We start from the raw sequence: 21,775 nt of genomic DNA, 5'->3' as shown, positions 1-21,775 counted from the left end.
TGTTTTCGTATGCTTCCAATACCATCCGTTTAAATTCAATAGTATAACCTTTTCTAGACATAAAAGTAACTCCCCCCAAGTAACAGATTTTTATTTTTTATCTGTCTACTTAGAAGGGAGCATATCAAAACCATTTGTGTTTTTTATTCTACTTATAAATAGTTGCCCATTTCAGCCCTCTTTTGCAACAACTCTCCCAGCTTCCGAGCATCCCCCAACGCTTCCTCATCTTGCAAGATATCATCAGGCTTCGCAGCTTGCCCCAATACATATCCTTTATATTGCAATCCGATAAATTGGCAGATATAAGTAAACTGTTGTACGAGTGGGAGTCCTTTCTCGCGAGGATTATCTCCTCCAACCGCGATAATATAGGCCTGTTTTTGCTCCATTTTTTCCTTAAAATCCGGATACTTATCATCTCTTACCGTTTGCGACCAACGATCAATGAACCGTTTCATCACACCGGTCATCCCATACCAATAAATCGGCGTCGAAAAAATTAAAACATCACAATCTATGATTTGATCAATAATACGATCATACTCATCATCGACTTGGTCAAATCCACCATTGTCATGCCTTTGGTCGATAATATCTTTGAAATCATAGTTTTTTAAATCCACTTCTGTGACATCTGGTAAATGTTTAATGACTTTTTCTGTTAAACGTGCCGTGTTTCCGTTCTTTCTCATACTTCCATAGATGACGCCAAGCTTCATTTAAACCACCTCATAGCTATATTTTTCTTTCTTTTTACTCCTTGATACACTAACATGTAATACTAAACCGAAAAGCATTAATCCTCCCATACAGATGAAACCTATATTTGGAGAAAAAACATCGATGAGCAAGCCAAGTCCACCAGCAATGACCGTTTGTAGTAATAAAGCAATACCCATCCACACCGACATCGCTCTTCCCATTAAAGGTTTTGGAACAATCTCCATAAGCATTGTATTCATAATAATTCGTATAGATGAATTGGAAAAACCAATCAAGAAGCTGCCCAAAAATATGAAAATAACGAATACGTTAATAGATAAGCCCATTAATGTCACGACCGATAAGCTAAAAATGATCGTAATAGCTTTATTTTCTGTCATCTTTTTCGCAAGAGGAGCCGCTATAAACCCTGACATCAAGCCACCAATTCCGTACGCCATATCTGAAAAGCCAAAAACAATAGAATCAGCCTTCAGCGTATTACTTACGTATTCAGGCAGCACCACATTAAAAATCATAGTCGTTACTAATGGCACAATGGCTACTAACCCAATCAGGAATGTTAATCGATGGGAAGCCAAATAATGAATACCCTTTTTAAAGGATTGAACATACCCTTCTCTTTTGTCTTCTAACAGGATAGACTGATACCTGACAAGAACCATTAATAAGCTGCTTATCACAAACATCGAGGAATTAATGAGCAGGATGGTTTCGAATCCGGAAAACTTATAAATAAAGCCAGAAGCCGCCCCTGCCATGAACATTCCAACCTGTAAGCTGATTTCAATTAAAGAATTACCCTTGGACAATTCTTCTTCTGATAATAATTCTTGAATGAGACTTCGCGAAGCAGACATGTAAATACTCCACCCAACTCCATTAATGATCGCAAACAGATAAATATACGCAAGAGCAAATCCATCGATCAGAAAGACAGCTGTGAGCAATCCAATGGACACTGCTCTCAGAATAAACGTTATTTGAATAACAACTTTTCTATTAAATTTATCGGTCAGAATCCCTGTTAAAGGGGAAACTAAGAAACCCGACACAACATTAAGAGCTAACATCAAACCTACAGCCCCGGTAGAACCAGTTTCGTCCAAGAGATACCAATTTGCCCCAATCGTACTCATTCCTACCCCAAATCCAGATATGATATCTGCAAGAAAAAAGAATAAGAAGCTTTTTCTAAATAACACCGACATCTCATCACCTCTTCATTTAGTTTGTGAAACGTTATTTTGAACCTGCTAAATTATCACTACGAGCTTCTTCATTGCTGACATTTTATATTCTCTAACGTACAAAAAATACTATCACAGTAATCTTGTTCCATAAAACGGAAAATCCAAATCGCTGCCATCGGAAAAAGCGATGGCAAATGTGGTGATCACATAAGAAAAGCGCAGAGCGCCCGTTTAGAAACGTAGCGGCTTCAGAATCAACTGAGATAAAGGAATCACTGAGAAAAGCGAACCGATGATGACTTATCGTAGGGTGATTCGAGAAGTCGTCTAGTTTCTGGCGCTCGGAGCTAGACATCAGCGCAAATTATATACTTTCTTATACTTGGTACACTCTAAATTTTCACTACGTCAAGCTACTTCATTGTTAAAATTTATACTTTCCTAACGTGTAAAATAGAAAAACCCCACAAACTCTTATGAATGTTGGGGTTTTGTATCACTACTGGTAAACTAATTGAATGGAATTGATTAAATCCATTGCTTTCCTTTTTGCCTCTTTCGCATTTTTCCCTGTTGTTATCACATAACCTAATCGATCATCTGAACTTTCTGGAATTTTTACTGTATCCCCTGGATTCACACTAATGTCATACTTAATGACTGATGTATCATTTTTTATTTGATCCATTCCCTCTATTGACGAAATCTTTCCATTTTGTCTTGAGGTGAGGAATGCAATCGATGTTGCCCTTTCGACAGGGAAATCATCTTTAATTGGTAAGTTCAAATAAAAATTAACCGTTTCTTCAAAAATATCGAGGCCATATGTGTTAAAAAGTAATTGAGAGGCGATATTATCACCACCAGGTCTGCCATTCACCTCTATAATTTTCGGACCTGTATTGGTTAACCTTATTTCCACATGACTAGGACCGTTATCGATGCCTATTGCTAACATGGCCTGGACACTCACATCAATCATTTCTTCTACTCTATCTTCTTGGCTTGAAGTAGGAGAAGTGTGTGAAATTTCCACAAAATAAGGCAAATCGGAAGTGATTTTCTCTGTAACTGATGAAAAAATCACTTCTTTATCCCTCAGAAATAGCTCCACACTAAATTCAGGTCCCTCTAAATATTCCTCTACTAAATAGTCCGTACTTACATCAAAGCCCATATACGTTTTTTTGAACTCTCTTAATTTTTGAAAAGCAGTTCGCAATTCCTCTTCATTATTAATAAAATAGACTCCCTGACTACTCGCACAATTTGTTGGTTTGACGACAACCGGATACCCAATTTTGGCAGCAGCTTGACAGGCTTCTTCATAATTCGCCACTTTAGCATATTGAGCGCTTGGTACATGATTGTCTCTATACGCTTTACGTGCTAAGTCTTTATTTCTAGCATTGTATGCAGCAAAGGAGGGAATCGTAGGTAACGAAAGCCACTCAGCCACCTCTGCAGTATAGTGAGAAGCATAGTCTGTCGCAGGAATCAAAGCATCTAACTTTCCATAATAAGGCGATTGCTTGATTGCTTGATAAATGGACTGTGGATTTCGAATATCAGCAACTAAAAAATCATCATAAAATGTTTCATAGTTGTATTTCATAGGATTATCCAGAGATGATCCTATTGCGATTACTTTGCACCCTTTTCTGTGTGTGCGTTCTACAAAATCAACTCCATAGAAGCTTGGTTCTACAAAAGCTACCACCTTTTGATCTACCAATTCACTTCAGCTCCTTCACTTAAGAGATTTTTCACTTTTTCTTCCAACGTTTCATAGTCAAATGCCAGATATGCTAGTGTTTCTTGATGAGAACCACCATATACCGGCCATTCTTCTCCACAGTCAAAAGAATGTACACGATTATCCGGCATCAGGACAGCTAGTAAAGAAGCAGTCCCACCCGCTAATCGATGTTCTTCTACTACTAAGAACGTGTTTCCGTGTTCTTCTAACTGGGCAATACTATTTCTTAAACTTACTTGATCGATATAACACAGATGAACATGAGATATTTCAGGATATACCTCCTGTATTTTTTTGCATAATTCTGTTCCTTGTTCACCAATAGATAGTAAGCAAAGTTTTCCGTTTCCTTTCTGATTTACGAGAGGCATAGTAGCTTGATCTTCGTCTCTATCTAAGCTTACGAATGACTCGTTTCGAGACAACCGAACATAGTAAGGATGAGGAGAAGAAACAGCCTCCCGAATGACCCGTCTGGTATCTTCTTCTCCATAAGGACACGCAATCTTAATATTAGGAAAGGTCCTCACTACCCCAATGTCTTCTAATGAATGGTGGGTTGTTCCAAACCAGCCTCCGGAAACACCCCCGTACGGTGCGATAATGTTAATGTTCTTTTCCATATATCCCATTGCTAATTTGATACTTTCTGCTGAACGGAGAGAAGCAAACGTGGCAAAAGTCGAGAAGAAAGGAATAAACCCAGCTTCCGCCAATCCGGCAGCCATATCAATACTGGTCATTTCCGCAATACCCATATTGAAAAAACGATTCGGAAATTGAGACTCAAACTGGTGATTCTTTCCTCCCAAATCTGCTTCTAAACATAAAATGCGATCATCATTTTCTGCTATTTTAGTCAATTCATCTCGGTAAGTATCACGACCTGATAACGTCATACCATACTCCTTTTCCACTTATTTTTTAATCGATTGGGGATTTTAGCATAATGAGCCTTAGGGTTGCCCTCAATATCCGGCACACCTTTGCCTTTCACCGTATTTGCAATAATGGCAAAAGGCTTTGAGGCAGCCTCAAACGCAAGTAAAGCCTCGTTTATTTCCCTGAAATCATGACCATTAATCTCGACAGTTTGAAATCCAAATGATTCGAACCTTTCTCTAACATCTTCTAAAGGTGATATTTGGTGAACAAACCCATCATTTTGGCCTCCATTACAATCCACCACACATAAAAAATTATTAATCTGCTTTGCCTGAACGACTTGGAATGTTTCCCAACAGAGGCCTTCTTGAAGTTCTCCATCTCCACAAACAGCTACTCCAATCCCTGCAGACCCTTTTAATTTCTGAGACAATGCCCATCCCGCTGCATAGGGGATGCCATGTCCAAGACTCCCTGTAGAATAAGGAATTCCCTGGATTTTATGATTAGGATGGCCCGTCAATAAAGAATCACTTCTTCCATAACTCTCTGCTGGATTCTTTTCCAATATTCCTGATACATAAAGAACGGAATACAATGCAGCGGCAGCATGCCCTTTGCTAAGTACAACTTGATTGCGGCTATTATCCATATACTTTTCAAATAACGCGATGAGCAGATCTGTAACCGATAGACTTCCTCCTATGTGGCAACCTGTCTCTGTTGCTGCAATATCTATAATGGCTTCTCGAGTCTTCTTCGATAAAGCCTCAAGTCTTTCTTCCGTCTTGGCCATATCATTGGCTAACTCTTTGTCGATGAGCACGCTTCTCCACCTCCGTCACTCTAGAAAACCAGTATTCGATTGCATCTTTTAATATAATCCTAGATTGATCGATTTCACTGTAGGATTGAAACTCTTCATTAGTATGATCAAGGTTTGAATCTCCTGGTCCATACGCTATAATCGGTACATCTTTCCAGGTTGTAGCAAGTGTATTCATATCGCTTGTTCCGGTCTTCTTTAAATATTTACACTTTACCTTTTGGTTCGCAAAACTCTTTGCGAATGATTTTACTAATAAGCAGTTTCTTTTGTTCATAAAACCTGGTGTTGCTCTTAAAACATCAATCGTAATCTCCTCCGAAACACGTAAGTTCAATTTACTGACATAGTCTTCCTCTACACCTGGAGATATTCTGAAATTCAAAATTGCTTCTAAAACATCCCTGTCCTCTTCTTTATATTGGTTAACCCTTGTGGTAGTGGCCACATGATCAGGATCTATAATCTTCATCCTGCTTTCTAACTCGTTCTTAATCAGGAAAAACTGATCAGCAACGCTCACATTACCTCTCGAAGCACTATGTTTTTGACTCTTGTTTATCGTGATGCCTAACTTAAGCAATCCATGATAGCCGAGCGTCAGATTATTTTCCCCACTCGGTTCACCAATAATGACAGCGTCTGCTGGATGATGATCCCTCACATAATAGGCTCCAGCCGAGGAGGATACCTCTTCTTCAACTGCGCCAATTACTTTTAATTTGCAGTTAACTGGTACCTGTACGTCCTTTAGCATCTGTACAAAATTCACAAAACACCCTTTCGCATCGACAACCCCTCTTCCAGAGATTGTTGTCTCCTCACTTTTCACCTTCCATAAATGCGGAACTGTATCTACGTGCCCTAATAACAACAGAGTATGATCACCATCCCCTTTTTCAAAGACAATGTTTCCCGCATGATCTACAGCGTTGGTTACACCAGGAATTTGAATGTGATGCAACAGATATTGGGTGAGCTCCTCTTCGTTATGAGAAACGGAAGGAATACGAACGACTTTGTTCATTAAATCATAGCTATCGTCGGCGTCTTTCATATCCCAAAACCATGAGGATGAAGAGTGTGACATAGACGGTCCCATAATAGCTACATCACAGATACCTAGACGTATAGCTGACTGAGCAGCTCTAACCTTTTGCTTCATTCTTCCTTGTACATAATCCAATGGATCGTCCAAATAAATATCCTTGACCGTAGAATCAGGATCATCCACGTCCTGAAGTAATCCATTCGTTCCTGTAACAAAACGCAAATGATGAGCGTTCATGTCTATAGCCAGATGAGCTGCCAGCATATCCGCATCGATATTCAGATACTGCTGAGAATGATCTGCATTCTGTATCGGCGGCGTTAAACAAACGACATCATAATGGCTTAGTAGCGATTCTATCAACAACTTGTCACAAGAAGCATAGCTGCCATACAAGGAATCTCTAACAATCCCTTTTTTGCCATCTTTCACAACCTTAAGCGGAGGTCCTTGTTTCCCTAAGACCAGTCCTTGCTCACCTGCACATTGCGCGAATGTTTTTAATCCTTGATCCTCTAAACCGTTTGTTAGAACAGGAATCATCACTTGCTGATAAGCATCGTGAATATGATTCATTTCTTCCGCAGTACAGTATCTCGCTTGGCTTCCGTTGTTCAAATCTAAAAACGTGACCTCTCTCTGTATCGTTTGATAGTACTCCTCGATTCCTTTAGCTCCTCCTGCAACAAGTAAAATCTTATTTCCTTTATCCGATAGTCTTTTCATTTCTTTGTATACCGTTTTGTCTGGAGAAAGAACGGTACTGCTTCCAACCTTTATGACATACAATGGACTAATTATGGCCACATCCCTTCATTTTGAAAATTAAGAGATTGATACTCTGGATAGTCAAAAAACTGATTAAAGGCTTGGATCGCCTGTCCGGCAGCCCCTTTGATCATGTTATCCAACGTACATATTGATACACAGTTTTTTCCATCTACATAGGCTGCCACTTCCACTCTGTTCGTGCCAGCAGTGGATTTTATCATCGGATTAAATCGTCCACCACTATCTTTTAAGTAATCGATAAAAGTCAATGGTTTGAAATCACGGTAGAATGACCGTTTTACATCTAATTCCGAAATATTCTCTTTTAATTGTGAATAGGCAGTCACCATGATCCCTCTAGGTAAATCTAAGCTGTATGTAGAAAATTGCAGTTCTAGAACTGCTCCACACATATCTCGAAAGGCATGAATAATCTCAGGCTGATGCCTATGACCGTGAACTTTATGAGGACGTATATTGTGAGCTCTCTCTGCATGAGTTTCAGAGGATTTCTTTCCTCCTCCACTAGACCCTGTTTTCGCATCAATGACTACTCTATTTTCTATTAATTGATGCTTCACAAGAGGATAAAGGGAATAGATACTCGCTACCGCCATGCAGCCTGGCAAATTAATAATTTTGGCGTTTCGATCTATTTGATGAAATTCAGGAATAAAGTATTGTGATGCTAAATAACTGTCTGCTTTAAGTGATTGGGGGTAATATTTCTCGAGATGATCACGTTCTTTCAGTCTAAAATCTCCACTTACGTTAAAAACAACTAAAGCTTTCGCTTTGATGTCATCAATATAAGTAGGTAAGACTCCAGTTGGAAGACACGAAAATATGACATCAAATCCGTGCGTAAGTTCATGAACAGGCTTAAATTTCAACTGCCGATTTTTGCTGTTCAGAACACGATAATATTTCTCTACCGATTGGCCGGCTAATGATTCAGAAGAAACAAATTCAATGGATACTTCAGGTTGATTTTTTAATATTCGATATATTTCCATGCCAACAAATCCACTACCACCTAAAATAGCAACTTTGATTTTTGTTCTCATCCTAACCTTGCATCCCTTTCATATGGAGGTTTAATAGCATCGAGTTCTTCAGCAACTTTTCTAATCTTATCTGGATTTTGGTCTATTTTTTGGAATGCTAAAGCATAAGATTGAATTCTTTCATACTCTATAGGAGATCGTAGTTCCCGACAAATGGTTAAGGTGCTGCGAAACATAGATAACGTATTCGGATAGTCATTGATCTGATAATTTTGATCCGTATCACTTAGACAGAACGGATACTGATTTCCAAATCCTTTCTTATTCTGAAACGGAAGATGACCCGGGATTGGTCTATTTTGCCACTCTCTCGCAAAAACACCTTCCTCCATGATCAGTTGTTGTATCGCTTCTTTTACTTTATAATCGGCTAGATCATCCAAGCCTTTCTTCACGGGATTTAGCTTGATACGATACATATTGTAGCTGTGTTTGAATCCTTCCGGAACATAGGGAGGGCTGAATAACTCCGTCTCTTTTAACGCTTCACTTAAAAACTTTGCGTTACGTGCTCTTACTACATCATAATAGGTCAGTCTTTCCAACTGACTGATTCCAAAAGCAGCAGCAATCCAAGACATGCTATAATCAATCCCAGAATCCTCTAAAAATGCTAAAGCACGAAAATAGTCTTCTTCTCTTTTAAAGAAGGCAATACCACCTTCTCCTCCTACAGGGAAATTCTTATCAGCCATTAAGCTTTGCCCTGCTGCATCTCCTATGGAACCACAAATCTCGTCGTGAATCGAAGCGGAATGAGCATGGGAGGCATCTTCCACAAGCTTCAATTCATATTTATCACAGATTTGTTGCAATGCAGGTAAATCTGCCGGCAGACCGTGAACATGAACTGGCATAATGGCCTTTGTTTTATCAGTTATGAGTGCCTCTACTTGAGAAACATCCATGCAATAAGAATTCGGATCAATATCTGTAAAGACCGGAATAGCTTTAGCTGCTACAACAGCCTGTGCTGTTGCGATGAAGGTAAAATTAGGGATAATTACTTCATCCCCCGGCTTCACTCCCGCCCCAACTAAAGCAAGATGTAAACTCGAAGTACCACTCGCTGTCGGAATGGCATAATTTGCCCCAACGTACTTTCTATACTTTTCTGCAAACTCATTAATCACTTTATTCGGCTCGTGTTGGATCGAGATTAGCATTTGCATGACATCTTCTTTTGTAATGTACGGGAAATTAGTCTTTCGATTATCATAGGGTAATACTGGTTCTCCTCCAAAATAAGCCAGACTCTCGAACACCATTTCTTCGGACGGGAAATCAAGTGGTTTTTGCAAAAAATCTGTTCTCAACAATCTCACCTCTTTTTAATAAAGATAATTTAGCACAGGCAGCTACTAACGGGCTGATTCGATAATTAAACTGAATACCAGGCTGTAAATCCGGGTGACTCTCCTCTTGTGTCCACATCGTTCTTAGGTCAAAGGCGCCAAAAATTTTTAATCTTTCCGCTTTCTCCCACACTCTATTGTCCTTCGTTGCCATTAACGCACACGGTCCAAATCCTAATTCTGTGAAGTCCAAAACTATAGTGGAGTGTTTTTGAAGTTCCTCTTCAAAGCTTCCAATATTCTGCCAATTTACCGAAAACCGCTCAAAGGTATCCTGCTCCATTGCGTATTGATTAGTTATACCCAGCCAATCGATAAACTTCTCCTCTTGGTCCGACGTATTGGATAATGTAGCGAAGTCTCCATGTCCAATATCGTTACCTTGCAAGGCTCCATGCAGGGCTCCTGTATAACTATTAAAGGTGGATACATAAGGTAATTTCGTGATTTTTGCAATGGCTTTTTCGAGACCTTTGATCTCTTTTTCATTCTTTTCGATACTCATAATAATCCCAGAGTTTAAGACTCTGGATAAAACAAAAGAGATTTGAAATCGCATGTTTTTATCCATATACATTCTCCTTTCTATCTTGGGCAATGACATCTTCTACGTAACTAGCCAGTAAAAAAGGGATGTTGACTTTATGCTCTTTGAAGGATTGAGCAAATTCCGGATTTTGATTTATTTCACAAACTAAATATTTTTCTTGCGTAAAGTCATACAACAAATCTAATCCATATACGCCTGAATCCATTGCATCTATCACTTTATTTACTAATTCGTGAATCTCTTCATCGATAACGATTGGAACAACAGATGCTCCTAAATGTGTGTTCGTTTTCCAAGATTCATTAGATACCCTCTTAAAAGCAACAACAGGGAAAGATCCAATAATGACTACCCTGATATCAAAGTTTCCTTTATTAATGAATTCTTGCGCAATAACAGGAAACTCTTTATTTTTGACATCTAATGACTCTCTCGCTGCTATCCAGGCGTCTAAACATCTTTGATTTTCGATCAGACAAATACCTCGTCCCCAAGAAGACGTTGCCGGTTTAATTAAAAATGTATCACCGAATTGCACCTGGCTATCTTTTAAATCTCCAGGCTGAAAGGCAACTTTATAGTTTGGTTGAGGGATATCATGCTTTTGAAATAATAATGCTTGCAAAATCTTATTTGTGCATACATTGATGGAAGCAGAAGTATTCATTGTTTTTAATCCAGCTTTCTCTAGAATATGGGCCCTTTTCTTTGCTTCTACTTGAGATAAACAACGGATAATGGCAAGATCATACCTTTTGTTGAATATATCGTCCAAAGGAAGACTCATAGAATCTAAGATGACTTTGACCTCTATATTTTTTCTATTTAATTCGCTGATCATCATTTTTTCCTCTTCTCTCAACCGCGTTACACACATTAAGATTTCCATGATATTATTCGCCCCATGATTCTTCAATTTCTGGTGCTAATTCAAGCGTTAACGATCCGTTCGCTTCCACTACTTCATGCTCTTCGCCACAATCTGAGCATTCCACAATTTCTCCCACAAAAACTTCATTTTCGACCTCAATAGCAGACTGACATACCAAACAATTAGAATTCTTCATCGTACATACCTCCTATTTTTTATTAATTTTTACACATTTTGTGTGTTCAACTACATTTTATGGTAATATGAATCTGTACACCAGACGAAAAAATCGATGGTATGAATCGGAAATGATGATAGGAGGGAAAAACCGATGGATATGAAGCAATTATCGACATTTCAGGTTGCCAGTGAAACGTTGAATTTCACCAAAAGTGCTGAAATCTTAAATTATGCCCAATCCAGTGTAACGTCTCATATCAAAAGCTTAGAAACAGAGCTCGGCGTTAACCTATTTGAGCGGCTGGGAAACAAATTAGTTTTAACCCCGTTTGGAGAAAGATTCAGAGCGTATTCGGATGCAATCATTACCCAATATCAATCGGCAATGGAAGAGATAAATTACGATAAGGATATGACAAGTACCATCGTTGTAGGAGCAACAGAAAGTCAATGCACGTATAAAATTCCTGACGTACTAAAAGAACTAAAATTGTTATTTCCAAAGGTTAAGGTAATCATTAAACCTGTTCATAAATTATCTGATATTCAGTCTGAGTTACAGTCTGGTGAAATGGATTTTGCTTTTGTATTCGGAGAAAGTATAGAGGAAAGAAATAACATGCAAGTTTCCAAATTATCCAAAGGTCATTTAGTTTTAGTAGCTTCTCCCGCCAATAAAGCCACGAACATTGAAAACCCTAAACTGGAAGACTTAATTGAAGAAACACTTATTTTAACGGAAAAAGGATGCTCATACCGAAAGTTATTAGAAGGTATGCTTCACAACTCCCAAATTAAATTTAATTCTACGTTCGAAATCACCAATATTGAAACCTTAAAAAATTGTGTAAAATCAGACTTAGGTATTGCTTTACTACCCTATGAAGTTGTGAAAAGAGAAGTGGAAAACGGCGAATTAACGATTCTACCATTATCACAAGTGAAAGAACATGAGATTTCCCACTTTCTTTCATGGCATAAAGACAAAAAACTTACCCCACTATTAAATACATTTATTTCACTGAGTCAAAATGTTTTTTGATTTTCCGAATACATACGCGATCATGTTTCTGTATGATAATAGACCTCACTACCGTTAGTAGCAACGTCTATTTTTTGATATCATTTGGATTATGAAAATCATGGATATATCACTCTTTTGTAGCAATTTCGATCATTGTTTTTCTTATTAATTCTTTATTGTTGTTCATTTCAACCTCTATCCATGGTTTACCCCTATTTTTAAAATGTAGAATTGAACAAAAACCTGTTTTTTATTTAGTCGGTGTCAGTAAACGGGTTTCGATGCAATTTGAAGGGGTGAATAACGAAATTCTCAAACTTGCAGAAAGCATAACAGATGAACAAAAAGAAGAAATGCATGCTCTGCAAAATATAGAGCCATATGAAGTTGTGAATGCTTCCTAAACTAAGAAGAAGGCGAACAAGTTGATTACAGTCATAAGCAGTCACTCTCAACACACGCAGAACATACTGAAAACGCTCAGAATCGAATCTGAGCGTTTTTTACCATGGCTATTTATTTCACACCTATAGTGATAAACCAGTCCATCCCCAATAGTTATAATAGAACAACAGCACACTCATGAAATAAAGCGGCATGAGTATGCTGCTTCGCTTAATCAAGTCCTTTTTGCTTCAAATTAAACGAGAAGTGCCTTGAATTTAAAAGATAAAACAATATCCGTGAATAAAATTTGTGATCAATGGGTATCAGGTCACCTAAAACCACTAATAGTTATCGTACTATCTTAATTGATGATGTATTAGTGCAACAGTTAGAGACATAAAAATGGTGCAGAGAAACGCTATTTCGTTTTGATATATGTCTAAATAATGAACATACAGTATGTATAACAAATCGAATAGCTGAACCTATCACGAATAGTTATATCAATCAAAAGATTAGAGGAATAATACAACTAGCAAAAGTGAGAAAAATAACCATGCATGGTCTAAGGCATACACACGCTACCATATTAATTAATAAGAACGCCAATGTTAAAGCTATTGCAGAATGTTTGGGGAATACGCCAGTTTTGATTTATAATGTGTAAGGTCATGTTTTTAAGGAATTAGAAGAAGAGAGCGTCAAATTGTTTAGCAGCAGTTTAGAAGAAAGTGGGGCTAATTCTTAAAAATGATACCAAAATGCCAGCAATTATAAGGGAATTACGTATTTATTTATGTTAAAATACGTATCATGACATTAAAAGAGTTTAAGGGAGTCGTTATACTTTGCCAAGAAAATATATTTATTTGATCATTACCTATGTTGCCATGCAGCTTTCCAGCATATTAGCATTGCCATTTGTACCACTCATCGAAAATCGAGACGTTTTTACCGTCGCATGGTCAGTTATGAGTTTCACAGTGGCACTCATTATTTCTCTGATTATATTACGTGGTGAAATGAAGGATTTCTTTCAATTAAGAGAGAAAAAAGTGGGAACAATTATATTGTGGTCATTTCTTGGTTTTATTTTAGTCATGATTACACAATACGCTGCCATTGCAATTGAAACTTTTGTGTTTGGCATCAAACCTGGTTCTGAAAATACGATGGACTTAATGAATGTTGCACGGCAAGCACCGATTTTTATCGTGATTATTTCTGTACTAGGACCTATATTAGAGGAACTCGTTTTTCGTAAGGCTATTTTCGGATCACTGTATAAAAGAATGAATTTCTTTTTTGCAGCTCTGTTATCTGGGGTTATCTTTGCAGCAGTTCATATGGATTTCTCACATATTTTAACTTACACTGCAATAGGGATGATATTTGCTTTCTTATATATAGAAACAAAACGAATCATTGTTCCGATTATTGCTCATATGTCAATTAATACTTTCGCTGTGATTGGTCAGTTATCAGTTGATCCTGAAGAAATCGAACGACAAATGGAGCAACTGGAACAATTAATGTTGATTCTTATTGGAGGACAGTAGTATTATGCGTATTTCACCATTACGTTCTGCCATTTTTTATATTGCGTTAGGTGCCTTATTTACCTATATAGCAATCCAATCGGCAGATGAAACTGTTTTTAATTTTATTACGATCGCATTAGCAACTTTTGCAACAATTGATTTTGTAGTTGCAGTAAGATTAATAAATTTACATTATCGCCTTAAAAAAGCAAATGAGAAGAAGAAAAAATAGACTCGGCGCTAAGCTGAGTCTATTTTTTCATTTTTTTGAAACTGCTTATGAAAACTTTTTACTCTTCTTCATTCTCTAACGGATAATGTTTCATAAAATAAGCAAGAGATTGCAGTTCAACTGCTAGGTCAATATGATGGACACGTACATTTTCCGGAACAGTAATTCTTGCCGGGGTAAAATTCAAAATGCCGCTTATTCCTGATTTCACCAAACGATCCGTAATGTTTTGCGCTTCAGAGACAGGAACTGTCAAAATCGCAACGGATATATTCTCCAAATTATCCTCTAAATCGTCAATATGATGGACTTGAATATCTCCAATCGCTTTCCCTACCTTGCGCTTATCTGCATCAAAAGCTATTTCAATTTTTGTATTATTATTTTTAGTGAAATTATAATTTAAAAAAGCGGTTCCTAAATTACCGACACCTATTAAAGCAACTGGCGTATTTTCATCTTGATCCAATGTTTTACGGAAAAATCCAAGCAAATATTCGACATTATACCCGTAACCTTTTTTTCCTAACGCACCAAAATAGGAGAAATCTCGTCTGATTGTAGCAGAATCAACTTTCATCGCATCACTTAATTCTTTTGAAGAAACACGAGATTTTCCTTGAATATGGAGATTATTTAAAAATCGATAATATAATGGTAAACGTTTTGCCGTTGCTTGTGGTATTTTATTTTGATTCGTCATCATTCATTCCCCTTACTTTAGACCGGTTTGAATTTGTGAATGTTTTTACTTACTTTTTATTCTAACAGAAAAGCTTGTAATTGTCGTGAAATTATTCACTTAACCCAGAACTACTGTGCTTGCAGTGGTATCTGCTTTCCGATACACTAAATATATTAGAGGTGAAAGCAGATGATTTATTTACAAGTAAACAATTTAACGAAAAGATTCGGTGCCGAACTGATCTTATCCAATATAAAGCTAGAGATAAAAAGTAACGATCGTATTGCTATTGTCGGTCGAAATGGTGCTGGAAAATCCACGCTTTTAAATATTATTTCCAATCAAATCGGTTATGATGAAGGGGAAATTCATAAACCAAAAGAGGTTTCATTAGGTTACCTTGCTCAACATTCCGGCTTAGATTCCAATGAAACCATTTGGGATGAGATGCTTAAAATATTTGAGCATTTCCAAAAAGAAGAACAAGCATTACGCCGGATGGAGCAACAAATGGGGGATCCCGATATCCTTGCAGATAGTGAACGCTACGAACAACTGCTGGCCAGTTATGATCAAAAACAGGAAGATTTTAAACTTGCAGGTGGCTATCAATATGAAGCAGACATGAAAGCAGTGTTAAATGGACTTAATTTCCCAGAAAGTATGTGGTCCACTTCAATCGCTACGCTAAGCGGGGGACAAAAAACTAGATTGGCTTTAGGGAAACTATTATTAACCAAGCCAAATATTTTGATTTTAGATGAACCTACAAACCATTTGGATATTCAGACGTTAACGTGGTTGGAAGGTTATTTAAACAGTTATCAAGGTGCTGTCGTCATCGTATCTCACGACCGCTATTTTCTAGATAAAACCGTCAATATCGTCTATGAAATCTCTCGTCATCATTCTACTAAATATCATGGAAACTATAGTGATTATTTACAACAAAAAGCTGCAAATTATGAACGCGATCTCAAGCTCTATGAAAAACAACAGAGTGAAATTAAAAGAATGGAAGAATTTATTCAGAAAAATATTGTACGTGCTTCTACAACCAAACGTGCCCAAAGCAGACGAAAGCAGTTAGAAAAAATGGAAGTCATGGATAAGCCATCTGGTGAAGAAAGTTCTGCCAAGTTTTCTTTTTCGGTTGACCGTAGAAGTGGTAATGATGTGTTAAAAATTAATGATTTGGCATTTCGCTATCATGAAGCAGATGCCTTTATCTTTTCAAATCTTAATTTGCATATTGAACGTGGGGACAGTGTGGCACTGGTTGGACCGAATGGTGTCGGCAAATCAACATTGTTAAAGGCGATCATCGGGCAGCTAGATCCTGCTTCAGGTGAGATTCAACTCGGTACGAATGTAGAGATTGGTTACTATGATCAAGAGCAAACACAGTTAAACCCGAAAAAAACGGTACTAAATGAACTGTGGGATGATTACCCAGGTATGAATGAAAAAGACATTCGTACCATTCTCGGTAACTTCCTTTTCAGTGGAGATGATGTGTTGCGCAACGTCTCTGCGTTAAGTGGTGGAGAGAAAGCAAGGATCGCATTAGCAAAATTAATGATGGAGAAAGCTAACTTCTTATTACTTGATGAACCGACCAACCATTTAGATTTAGACAGCAAGGAAGTACTGGAAGCAGCACTAATCGATTATCCCGGGTCGATTTTGTTTGTCTCCCACGACCGTTATTTTATTAATAAGCTAGCCACAAATGTACTGGAAATGCAGCCTGACAAAACCACCCTCTACTTAGGTGATTATGATTACTATGTGGAGAAAAAACAAGAAGAACAGGAGCTGGCTGAACTTAAGAAGGCAGAAAAGAAAACTGTTGACAAGCCGGAAACCACCAAATCCAATTTTGAAAAAGAGAAGCAACAAAAGAAAGAGCAACGTAAAAAAGATCGTCGAATTAAGGAAATTGAGAATGAAATTGAACAGATTGAATTAGAAATGGAAGAAATCGATCAAATGTTGTGTGATCCTGATGTTTTTCAAAATCATGAGAAAGCATTGGAGTTAACCGAAAAAAATGATTCATTAAAAGAACGAATGGAGTTATTAATGGATGAATGGGAAACATTACACGAATAATCACAAAGGGCATTTTGCGCAGTAGGCATAATGCCCTTTTCTATTTTACTTATCCTCATTTATTCACACCTTTATCCACTTATTCAGTCCTAGCAAATCAGTTATTAAGAGGATTGTCCACATTATCCACAGATTAAAGCCGTTTTATCCACAATTCCTTATTGTTATTAAAGCTTGATATCAAAAGGCTTATATTACAATCCACAATATAGAAATTTTGTTGTGGATAATTGATAGACTAAATACGGATAAGAAAAACCGGGAAAGCCAGCCCCTAATAATTCAATCAGATTATTAATAGATAAAGCTAATGAAAAGTAACTGCTTTGTTCATCCTTATTAGATTTGTCGTTTATCTTGGTTTATTCAACAAATCTTTGCTCTTTCTTTTTGGATTTGTAGGTTATCTTAGTTTATTCAACAAATCTTTGCTTTCCCTTCTTGGATTTGTCGTTTATCCTGATTTATTCAACAAATCTTTGCTTTCCCTTTTTGGATTTGTCGTTTATCTTGGTTTATTCAACAAATCTTTGCTCAATCTTGATGAAATTATCGTTCACCTCCATTTTTAAAGCTAAGTCGTCTATTTTTCTGGGCGTTCTTAGTTAGACTTCCTCGCATATTTCTTTCCTATCTAAAAACGCTAGAACGTTTTAGCGTTCTAGCGTTGATCTTCTTGCGTATCTTTCCAGGCTTAAGCTTGGATTTGCGTTTAAATCCCATTGCGCACGGTGTCCTTGTTGAAAAGCGACAGATCCTGCGGCAGCGATCATCGCTGCATTATCTGTACAAAGTGTTAATGGTGGAAATAGTAATTCCACTGCTTCATCTTGTTCAAACTTGGACTGCATGGCTGTTCGCAATCCTTTATTAGCAGCCACACCACCTGCTACAATCACTTGTTTCACTCCAAATTGTTTTGCAGCTTGATACGTTTTTTCTGTTAACACTTCGACAACACTTGCCTGAAAACTTGCAGCAACATCTTCTTGTTTTAATGTCTCTCCTTTTTGTTTAGCGTTGTGCAATGTATTAATAACAGATGACTTCAATCCACTAAAACTGAAATCAAATGAATCCTCTTCTAACCATGCACGGGGGAAGTCAATGGCAGTTTCTCCTTGTTGTGCTAACTGATCTATCTTGGGACCACCTGGATAAGGTAATTGCAATGTTCGTGCTACTTTATCGTAGGCTTCCCCAGCAGCATCATCTCTTGTTTCTCCAATTATTTCGAAGTCACCGTGCTCTTTCATCAAAATCAATTCGGTATGTCCTCCAGAAACGACTAGAGCTAACAGTGGAAACGCAAATTCTTTTTCCAATCGATTAGCATAAATGTGTCCTGCTATGTGGTGAACACCAACTAATGGCTTTTGATGGGCATATGCTAAACCTTTTGCTGCATTGACACCTACCAATAGTGCACCAACTAAACCCGGCCCTTCTGTAACGGCAACAGCATCGATATCGTTCATGGTTAGACCTGCTTTTTCAAATGTTTCTTCTAACACAATGGTGATCTGTTCAACATGGTGCCTAGAAGCTATTTCCGGAACCACCCCACCAAAGCGTTTATGACTCTCAATTTGAGAAGCCACTACATTTGATACAATTTCTCGACCATCCTTTATAATAGCTGCAGCTGTTTCGTCACAGCTCGTCTCAATACCTAAAATAAATTCACTCATAATTTCACCCACAATACTAAAGCATCTTCCTGATTATCGCTATAATAATTTTTTCTTATTCCACCGGGTTTAAGCCCAAACTTCTTATACATCTTTTGGGCAGTTATATTGGAAACACGCACTTCCAATGATAAATGGTGGATACCACGGGCAACCGCATTATTAATTACATACTGAAATAATCCTTGCCCATATCCTTTCCCTCTATAATCTGGATCAATCGCAATATTCGTTATTTGTGCTTCATCTAACACCATCCATGAACCACAAAAGCCTACCACCTTTTCATTTAACGTGGCTACAAAATATTGTGCATACTGATTCTTTGTTAATTCTTCTTCATAAATATCATCTGGCCATGGTATCGGAAACGAGCGTTTATCTATCTCTTTTACCGCCTCTATATCTGATACATCCATTTTGCGAAATTGAACTTTAGCCATTTTGCTCTTGTTCCTTTAACCACTTTGCTTCTGCTTCGACTAGTCGAATATAGTTAGGTGTTAACTCATGAAGTTTATCTTCGTTACGCTGTGCCCCTAATAGAGCTAATTGACCAGGGCGTGGAAGATGGTCAATTTCAGGAGGGAAAATGGCGGACTTTGCTAATTTATCTTTAATTATCCCTTGATGTTGCTTTATGTCCTGACTTAGAAAGAGAACAGGTTTTTTATAGCTTTGTAATTCATCGAGCCACTGCTCCATTAGAATATTTTGATCTTCTTTTTTTACATGAATCCGATCATAATTGCTTTCATATAACCCTGTATAGACTAAACCTCTACGCGCATCAAAAAATGGGGAAATGAGCACATTTTGCTGTCGCACATTATGCGCTAGTAGTTCTAAACTGGATATAGCCATAATCGGAATATTCAGTGTCCAAGCCATTGTTTTGGCTGTAGCTAAACCAATACGAACACCTGTATAAGAACCTGGACCTTTCGCAACGACAATCCGGTCTAATTGATCTGGCGTCGTTTCTGTTTCTTGCATCACATGATCAATTGCTGGCATCAAACCAACCGAGTGATTGCGTTTTATATTCGCAGTATATTCCGCTCTTACTTCGCCATCTTTACTTACTGCGACCCCTAATACTTGATTAGAAGTATCAATTGCTAACACATTCATGAATATAGCTCCTTACATATTGAATCAAAGTGATCACCAATTGGGTGGAAAGTAATTTTCCTTGTATGTTCATCGATTCTTTTTATTTGAATCTGTAATCGTTCTTCTGGAAGAAATTCTTCTATAAAGCTAGCCCATTCTACAACGGTAATGCCATCACCGTTGAAGTATTCATCAAAACCGATATCCTCTTGAATATCCTCCAGACGATAAGCATCCATATGGTATAATGGAATTTCTCCCATATACTCTTTGACTATCGTGAAGGTCGGGCTGTTAATCGTTCTTCTTACACCTAGTCCAGCACCTAGACCTTTTGTGAATGTTGTTTTACCTGCACCTAAATCACCTTCTAGTGTTAGTACCTGACCAGGACTTAGAAGTAATGCTAATTCATTTGCTAATCGTCTTGTTTCTTCCTCTGTTTTTGTTTCGAAGATATATTGACTCATTATTTCACCTTCTTAGATGTGTATAACCCGATTTTTCCAATTTTTTAAGTTGATGATTATGTTCTAACCACACTGTACCATTTTTTTTCGAATCATTTCGCACGGTTCCGATCGCTGAAATATTGGTATTCGTTTTCTTTGCTATTATCTCCAGTTGCTCCCAATCTCTTTCGGAAACAGTTCCCATTAATTCAAAGTCCTCTCCACCTGATAACATCCATGTGAATTGCTGTTCAGAGGAAAAATCAGATAGTTGTGGATGGCTTGGTACTTTATCATAATCAATAATCAAAGTTTTATTAGAAGCTTCCGCTATTTCATTTGCTTCATTCGCTATACCATCGCTGATATCATTTAAAGACATTCTCTTTATATCCCTACACTGATTAATAAATGAAACCCTTGGCATTGGCATTCGATGCCGGTTGATAAAATATCGATACTTTTCGTGATCTGTTTGAGAAGCTTTTAACAATATATGTAATCCACAAGCAGCATCACCGAGAGTTCCGGTTACAAAGATTATATCATTTTCCTGTGCATCACTACGATATCTAGCCTTTCCTTTTAATACAGTCCCTAATACAGTAATCGAAAGAACTAACTGCTCACCTGATACTGTATCTCCACCGATAAGATCCATGTTAAATTTTTTAGCAAGTTGATTCATGCCATTATAGATCTCTTGTAATTCGGTTGCCATCCAGCGATCTGGTATGACAATCGATACCACATACGACGTAGGCTTCCCACCCATAGCAGCGATATCACTTATATTAGCAGCCAGGGCTCGATAACCAATATGAAATGGTTCTGTAGTCTTAGTAGAAAAATGAACATTTTCCACCATTGTATCAACCGTCGTAATAATATCATCATTAGTATGTCTTATAATGGCCGCATCATCACCAATACCTTTCACAACGGAAGACTGTCGATAAAAATCTGGCTTAACTGAGCGAATAAAATCAAACTCTTCCAACAATCCCACCTCCACACACAACAACATACACACATCATATCAAATCATGGGGCTAGGGGACAGGAGAAACACCCCAATTTCGTTGTTTCTTCTTAATTTATATTATTTTAAGCAAACAAAAAAACCTTAAGTATCATAACTTAAGGTTTTGCTATTTTGTTAGTCATAAAATGGCGGTCCGGACGGGACTCGAACCCGCGACCTCCTGCGTGACAGGCAGGCATTCTAACCAACTGAACTACCGGACCAAATTTGGTTGCGGGGGCAAGATTTGAACTTGCGACCTTCGGGTTATGAG

At 37.7% G+C, this 21,775-nt stretch carries 23 protein-coding genes and 1 tRNA gene; 6 read left to right on the top strand and 18 right to left on the bottom strand.

Annotation, left to right across the window (positions count from 1 at the left end; translation table 11 throughout):
• Positions 1-152: 152 nt before the first annotated feature.
• From ACTWP4_RS22350 to ACTWP4_RS22300, 11 genes are all read right to left on the bottom strand, one after another.
• The gene (locus ACTWP4_RS22350; RefSeq protein ID WP_443130998.1) at positions 153-722 is read right to left on the bottom strand and encodes a flavodoxin family protein; all 570 of its coding nucleotides are present in this window, start codon (positions 720-722) and stop codon (positions 153-155) included.
• Entirely contained in the window at positions 723-1,937 is a 1,215-nt protein-coding gene (locus ACTWP4_RS22345) for an MFS transporter (RefSeq protein WP_443130997.1), read from the bottom strand.
• A 481-nt stretch (positions 1,938-2,418) separates the two neighbouring features.
• On the bottom strand, positions 2,419-3,654 hold the full coding sequence (locus ACTWP4_RS22340; RefSeq protein WP_443130996.1) for an ATP-grasp domain-containing protein: 1,236 nt from the start codon (positions 3,652-3,654) through the stop codon (positions 2,419-2,421).
• Positions 3,648-4,577, bottom strand: coding sequence for a transketolase (locus tag ACTWP4_RS22335; protein ID WP_443130995.1), 930 nt, complete (start codon positions 4,575-4,577; stop codon positions 3,648-3,650). The genes ACTWP4_RS22340 and ACTWP4_RS22335 overlap by 7 nt, the downstream gene beginning before the upstream one ends.
• On the bottom strand, positions 4,574-5,389 hold the full coding sequence (locus ACTWP4_RS22330; protein WP_443130994.1) for a 1-deoxy-D-xylulose-5-phosphate synthase N-terminal domain-containing protein: 816 nt from the start codon (positions 5,387-5,389) through the stop codon (positions 4,574-4,576). The genes ACTWP4_RS22335 and ACTWP4_RS22330 overlap by 4 nt, the downstream gene beginning before the upstream one ends.
• Positions 5,361-7,247, bottom strand: a complete 1,887-nt coding sequence (locus ACTWP4_RS22325) for a M20/M25/M40 family metallo-hydrolase (protein WP_443130993.1) — start codon at positions 7,245-7,247, stop codon at positions 5,361-5,363. Before ACTWP4_RS22325 ends, ACTWP4_RS22330 begins: the two co-directional genes overlap by 29 nt.
• Complete coding sequence (argC, locus tag ACTWP4_RS22320) at positions 7,238-8,278, bottom strand: N-acetyl-gamma-glutamyl-phosphate reductase (RefSeq protein WP_443130992.1); 1,041 nt, start codon at positions 8,276-8,278, stop codon at positions 7,238-7,240. The genes ACTWP4_RS22325 and argC overlap by 10 nt, the downstream gene beginning before the upstream one ends.
• Positions 8,275-9,603, bottom strand: coding sequence for a DegT/DnrJ/EryC1/StrS aminotransferase family protein (locus ACTWP4_RS22315; RefSeq protein ID WP_443130991.1), 1,329 nt, complete (start codon positions 9,601-9,603; stop codon positions 8,275-8,277). The genes argC and ACTWP4_RS22315 overlap by 4 nt, the downstream gene beginning before the upstream one ends.
• Complete coding sequence (locus ACTWP4_RS22310) at positions 9,563-10,204, bottom strand: degT/DnrJ/EryC1/StrS aminotransferase (protein ID WP_443130990.1); 642 nt, start codon at positions 10,202-10,204, stop codon at positions 9,563-9,565. Before ACTWP4_RS22310 ends, ACTWP4_RS22315 begins: the two co-directional genes overlap by 41 nt.
• Positions 10,197-11,072: a RimK family alpha-L-glutamate ligase gene (locus ACTWP4_RS22305; protein WP_443130989.1), complete on the bottom strand. Its 876-nt coding sequence runs from the start codon at positions 11,070-11,072 to the stop codon at positions 10,197-10,199. Before ACTWP4_RS22305 ends, ACTWP4_RS22310 begins: the two co-directional genes overlap by 8 nt.
• 4 nt (positions 11,073-11,076) lie before the next feature.
• Complete coding sequence (locus tag ACTWP4_RS22300) at positions 11,077-11,250, bottom strand: lysine biosynthesis protein LysW (protein WP_443130988.1); 174 nt, start codon at positions 11,248-11,250, stop codon at positions 11,077-11,079.
• Between the two features lie 135 nt (positions 11,251-11,385).
• Between ACTWP4_RS22300 and ACTWP4_RS22295 the strand changes: the two genes are divergently transcribed.
• From ACTWP4_RS22295 to ACTWP4_RS22275, 5 genes are all read left to right on the top strand, one after another.
• Positions 11,386-12,276: a LysR family transcriptional regulator gene (locus tag ACTWP4_RS22295; protein WP_443130987.1), complete on the top strand. Its 891-nt coding sequence runs from the start codon at positions 11,386-11,388 to the stop codon at positions 12,274-12,276.
• A 263-nt stretch (positions 12,277-12,539) separates the two neighbouring features.
• Entirely contained in the window at positions 12,540-12,662 is a 123-nt protein-coding gene (locus ACTWP4_RS22290; RefSeq protein ID WP_443130986.1) for a hypothetical protein, read from the top strand.
• A 416-nt stretch (positions 12,663-13,078) separates the two neighbouring features.
• The gene (locus ACTWP4_RS22285) at positions 13,079-13,312 is read left to right on the top strand and encodes a tyrosine-type recombinase/integrase (protein ID WP_443131000.1); all 234 of its coding nucleotides are present in this window, start codon (positions 13,079-13,081) and stop codon (positions 13,310-13,312) included.
• 181 nt (positions 13,313-13,493) lie between these two features.
• Positions 13,494-14,204, top strand: a complete 711-nt coding sequence (locus tag ACTWP4_RS22280) for a lysostaphin resistance A-like protein (protein ID WP_443130985.1) — start codon at positions 13,494-13,496, stop codon at positions 14,202-14,204.
• Between the two features lie 4 nt (positions 14,205-14,208).
• Complete coding sequence (locus ACTWP4_RS22275) at positions 14,209-14,418, top strand: YdiK family protein (protein WP_443130984.1); 210 nt, start codon at positions 14,209-14,211, stop codon at positions 14,416-14,418.
• Positions 14,419-14,476: 58 nt separating this feature from the next.
• Here ACTWP4_RS22275 and ACTWP4_RS22270 read toward each other — a convergent pair whose 3' ends face one another.
• On the bottom strand, positions 14,477-15,121 hold the full coding sequence (locus tag ACTWP4_RS22270) for a redox-sensing transcriptional repressor Rex (RefSeq protein WP_443130983.1): 645 nt from the start codon (positions 15,119-15,121) through the stop codon (positions 14,477-14,479).
• A 171-nt stretch (positions 15,122-15,292) separates the two neighbouring features.
• On the opposite strand from ACTWP4_RS22270, the gene ACTWP4_RS22265 reads away from it, so the two are divergent.
• Positions 15,293-17,218, top strand: a complete 1,926-nt coding sequence (locus ACTWP4_RS22265; RefSeq protein WP_443130982.1) for an ABC-F family ATP-binding cassette domain-containing protein — start codon at positions 15,293-15,295, stop codon at positions 17,216-17,218.
• Between the two features lie 653 nt (positions 17,219-17,871).
• Here the strand turns inward: ACTWP4_RS22265 and tsaD are convergent.
• The 6 genes from tsaD to ACTWP4_RS22235 all read right to left on the bottom strand — a co-directional run bounded on the left by tsaD (position 17,872) and on the right by ACTWP4_RS22235 (position 21,725).
• Positions 17,872-18,909 (bottom strand): tRNA (adenosine(37)-N6)-threonylcarbamoyltransferase complex transferase subunit TsaD, encoded by a 1,038-nt coding sequence (gene tsaD / locus ACTWP4_RS22260; RefSeq protein WP_443130981.1) that lies wholly within the window; start codon positions 18,907-18,909, stop codon positions 17,872-17,874.
• Positions 18,906-19,352 carry a ribosomal protein S18-alanine N-acetyltransferase gene (rimI, locus tag ACTWP4_RS22255; RefSeq protein WP_443130980.1) on the bottom strand — a complete coding sequence of 149 codons (447 nt, stop codon included), beginning with the start codon at positions 19,350-19,352 and terminating at the stop codon, positions 18,906-18,908. The genes tsaD and rimI overlap by 4 nt, the downstream gene beginning before the upstream one ends.
• The gene (gene tsaB, locus ACTWP4_RS22250; protein ID WP_443130979.1) at positions 19,345-20,043 is read right to left on the bottom strand and encodes a tRNA (adenosine(37)-N6)-threonylcarbamoyltransferase complex dimerization subunit type 1 TsaB; all 699 of its coding nucleotides are present in this window, start codon (positions 20,041-20,043) and stop codon (positions 19,345-19,347) included. Before tsaB ends, rimI begins: the two co-directional genes overlap by 8 nt.
• A complete protein-coding gene (tsaE, locus tag ACTWP4_RS22245) occupies positions 20,040-20,495 on the bottom strand; it encodes a tRNA (adenosine(37)-N6)-threonylcarbamoyltransferase complex ATPase subunit type 1 TsaE (protein ID WP_443130978.1) in 456 nt (151 codons plus the stop codon). The genes tsaB and tsaE overlap by 4 nt, the downstream gene beginning before the upstream one ends.
• A 4-nt stretch (positions 20,496-20,499) precedes the next feature.
• Complete coding sequence (thiL, locus tag ACTWP4_RS22240; RefSeq protein WP_443130999.1) at positions 20,500-21,486, bottom strand: thiamine-phosphate kinase; 987 nt, start codon at positions 21,484-21,486, stop codon at positions 20,500-20,502.
• A gap of 162 nt (positions 21,487-21,648) precedes the next feature.
• Positions 21,649-21,725 (bottom strand) — tRNA-Asp (locus ACTWP4_RS22235).
• Between the last annotated feature and the right edge of the window lie 50 nt (positions 21,726-21,775).

It is taken from the genome of Gracilibacillus sp. D59, from assembly GCF_052246695.1.
Lineage (GTDB): Bacteria > Bacillota > Bacilli > Bacillales > Amphibacillaceae > Gracilibacillus.
This window is presented reverse-complemented; position numbering and strand designations above follow the sequence as displayed.

Bases quoted from the DNA above. Each gene is read 5' to 3' on its own strand.
- ACTWP4_RS22345 (WP_443130997.1), bottom strand. From the start codon at position 1,937: ATGTCGGTGTTATTTAGAAAAAGCTTCTTATTCTTTTTTCTTGCAGAT.
- ACTWP4_RS22310 (WP_443130990.1), bottom strand. From the start codon at position 10,204: ATGGATAAAAACATGCGATTTCAAATCTCTTTTGTTTTATCCAGAGTC.
- ACTWP4_RS22265 (WP_443130982.1), top strand. From the start codon at position 15,293: ATGATTTATTTACAAGTAAACAATTTAACGAAAAGATTCGGTGCCGAA.
- ACTWP4_RS22275 (WP_443130984.1), top strand. From the start codon at position 14,209: ATGCGTATTTCACCATTACGTTCTGCCATTTTTTATATTGCGTTAGGT.
- ACTWP4_RS22350 (WP_443130998.1), bottom strand. From the start codon at position 722: ATGAAGCTTGGCGTCATCTATGGAAGTATGAGAAAGAACGGAAACACG.
- ACTWP4_RS22270 (WP_443130983.1), bottom strand. From the start codon at position 15,121: ATGACGAATCAAAATAAAATACCACAAGCAACGGCAAAACGTTTACCA.
- ACTWP4_RS22295 (WP_443130987.1), top strand. From the start codon at position 11,386: ATGGATATGAAGCAATTATCGACATTTCAGGTTGCCAGTGAAACGTTG.
- tsaD (WP_443130981.1), bottom strand. From the start codon at position 18,909: ATGAGTGAATTTATTTTAGGTATTGAGACGAGCTGTGACGAAACAGCT.
- rimI (WP_443130980.1), bottom strand. From the start codon at position 19,352: ATGGCTAAAGTTCAATTTCGCAAAATGGATGTATCAGATATAGAGGCG.
- argC (WP_443130992.1), bottom strand. From the start codon at position 8,278: ATGAGAACAAAAATCAAAGTTGCTATTTTAGGTGGTAGTGGATTTGTT.
- ACTWP4_RS22300 (WP_443130988.1), bottom strand. From the start codon at position 11,250: ATGAAGAATTCTAATTGTTTGGTATGTCAGTCTGCTATTGAGGTCGAA.
- ACTWP4_RS22290 (WP_443130986.1), top strand. From the start codon at position 12,540: ATGCAATTTGAAGGGGTGAATAACGAAATTCTCAAACTTGCAGAAAGC.
- tsaB (WP_443130979.1), bottom strand. From the start codon at position 20,043: ATGAATGTGTTAGCAATTGATACTTCTAATCAAGTATTAGGGGTCGCA.
- tsaE (WP_443130978.1), bottom strand. From the start codon at position 20,495: ATGAGTCAATATATCTTCGAAACAAAAACAGAGGAAGAAACAAGACGA.
- ACTWP4_RS22305 (WP_443130989.1), bottom strand. From the start codon at position 11,072: ATGGAAATCTTAATGTGTGTAACGCGGTTGAGAGAAGAGGAAAAAATG.
- ACTWP4_RS22335 (WP_443130995.1), bottom strand. From the start codon at position 4,577: ATGACGTTATCAGGTCGTGATACTTACCGAGATGAATTGACTAAAATA.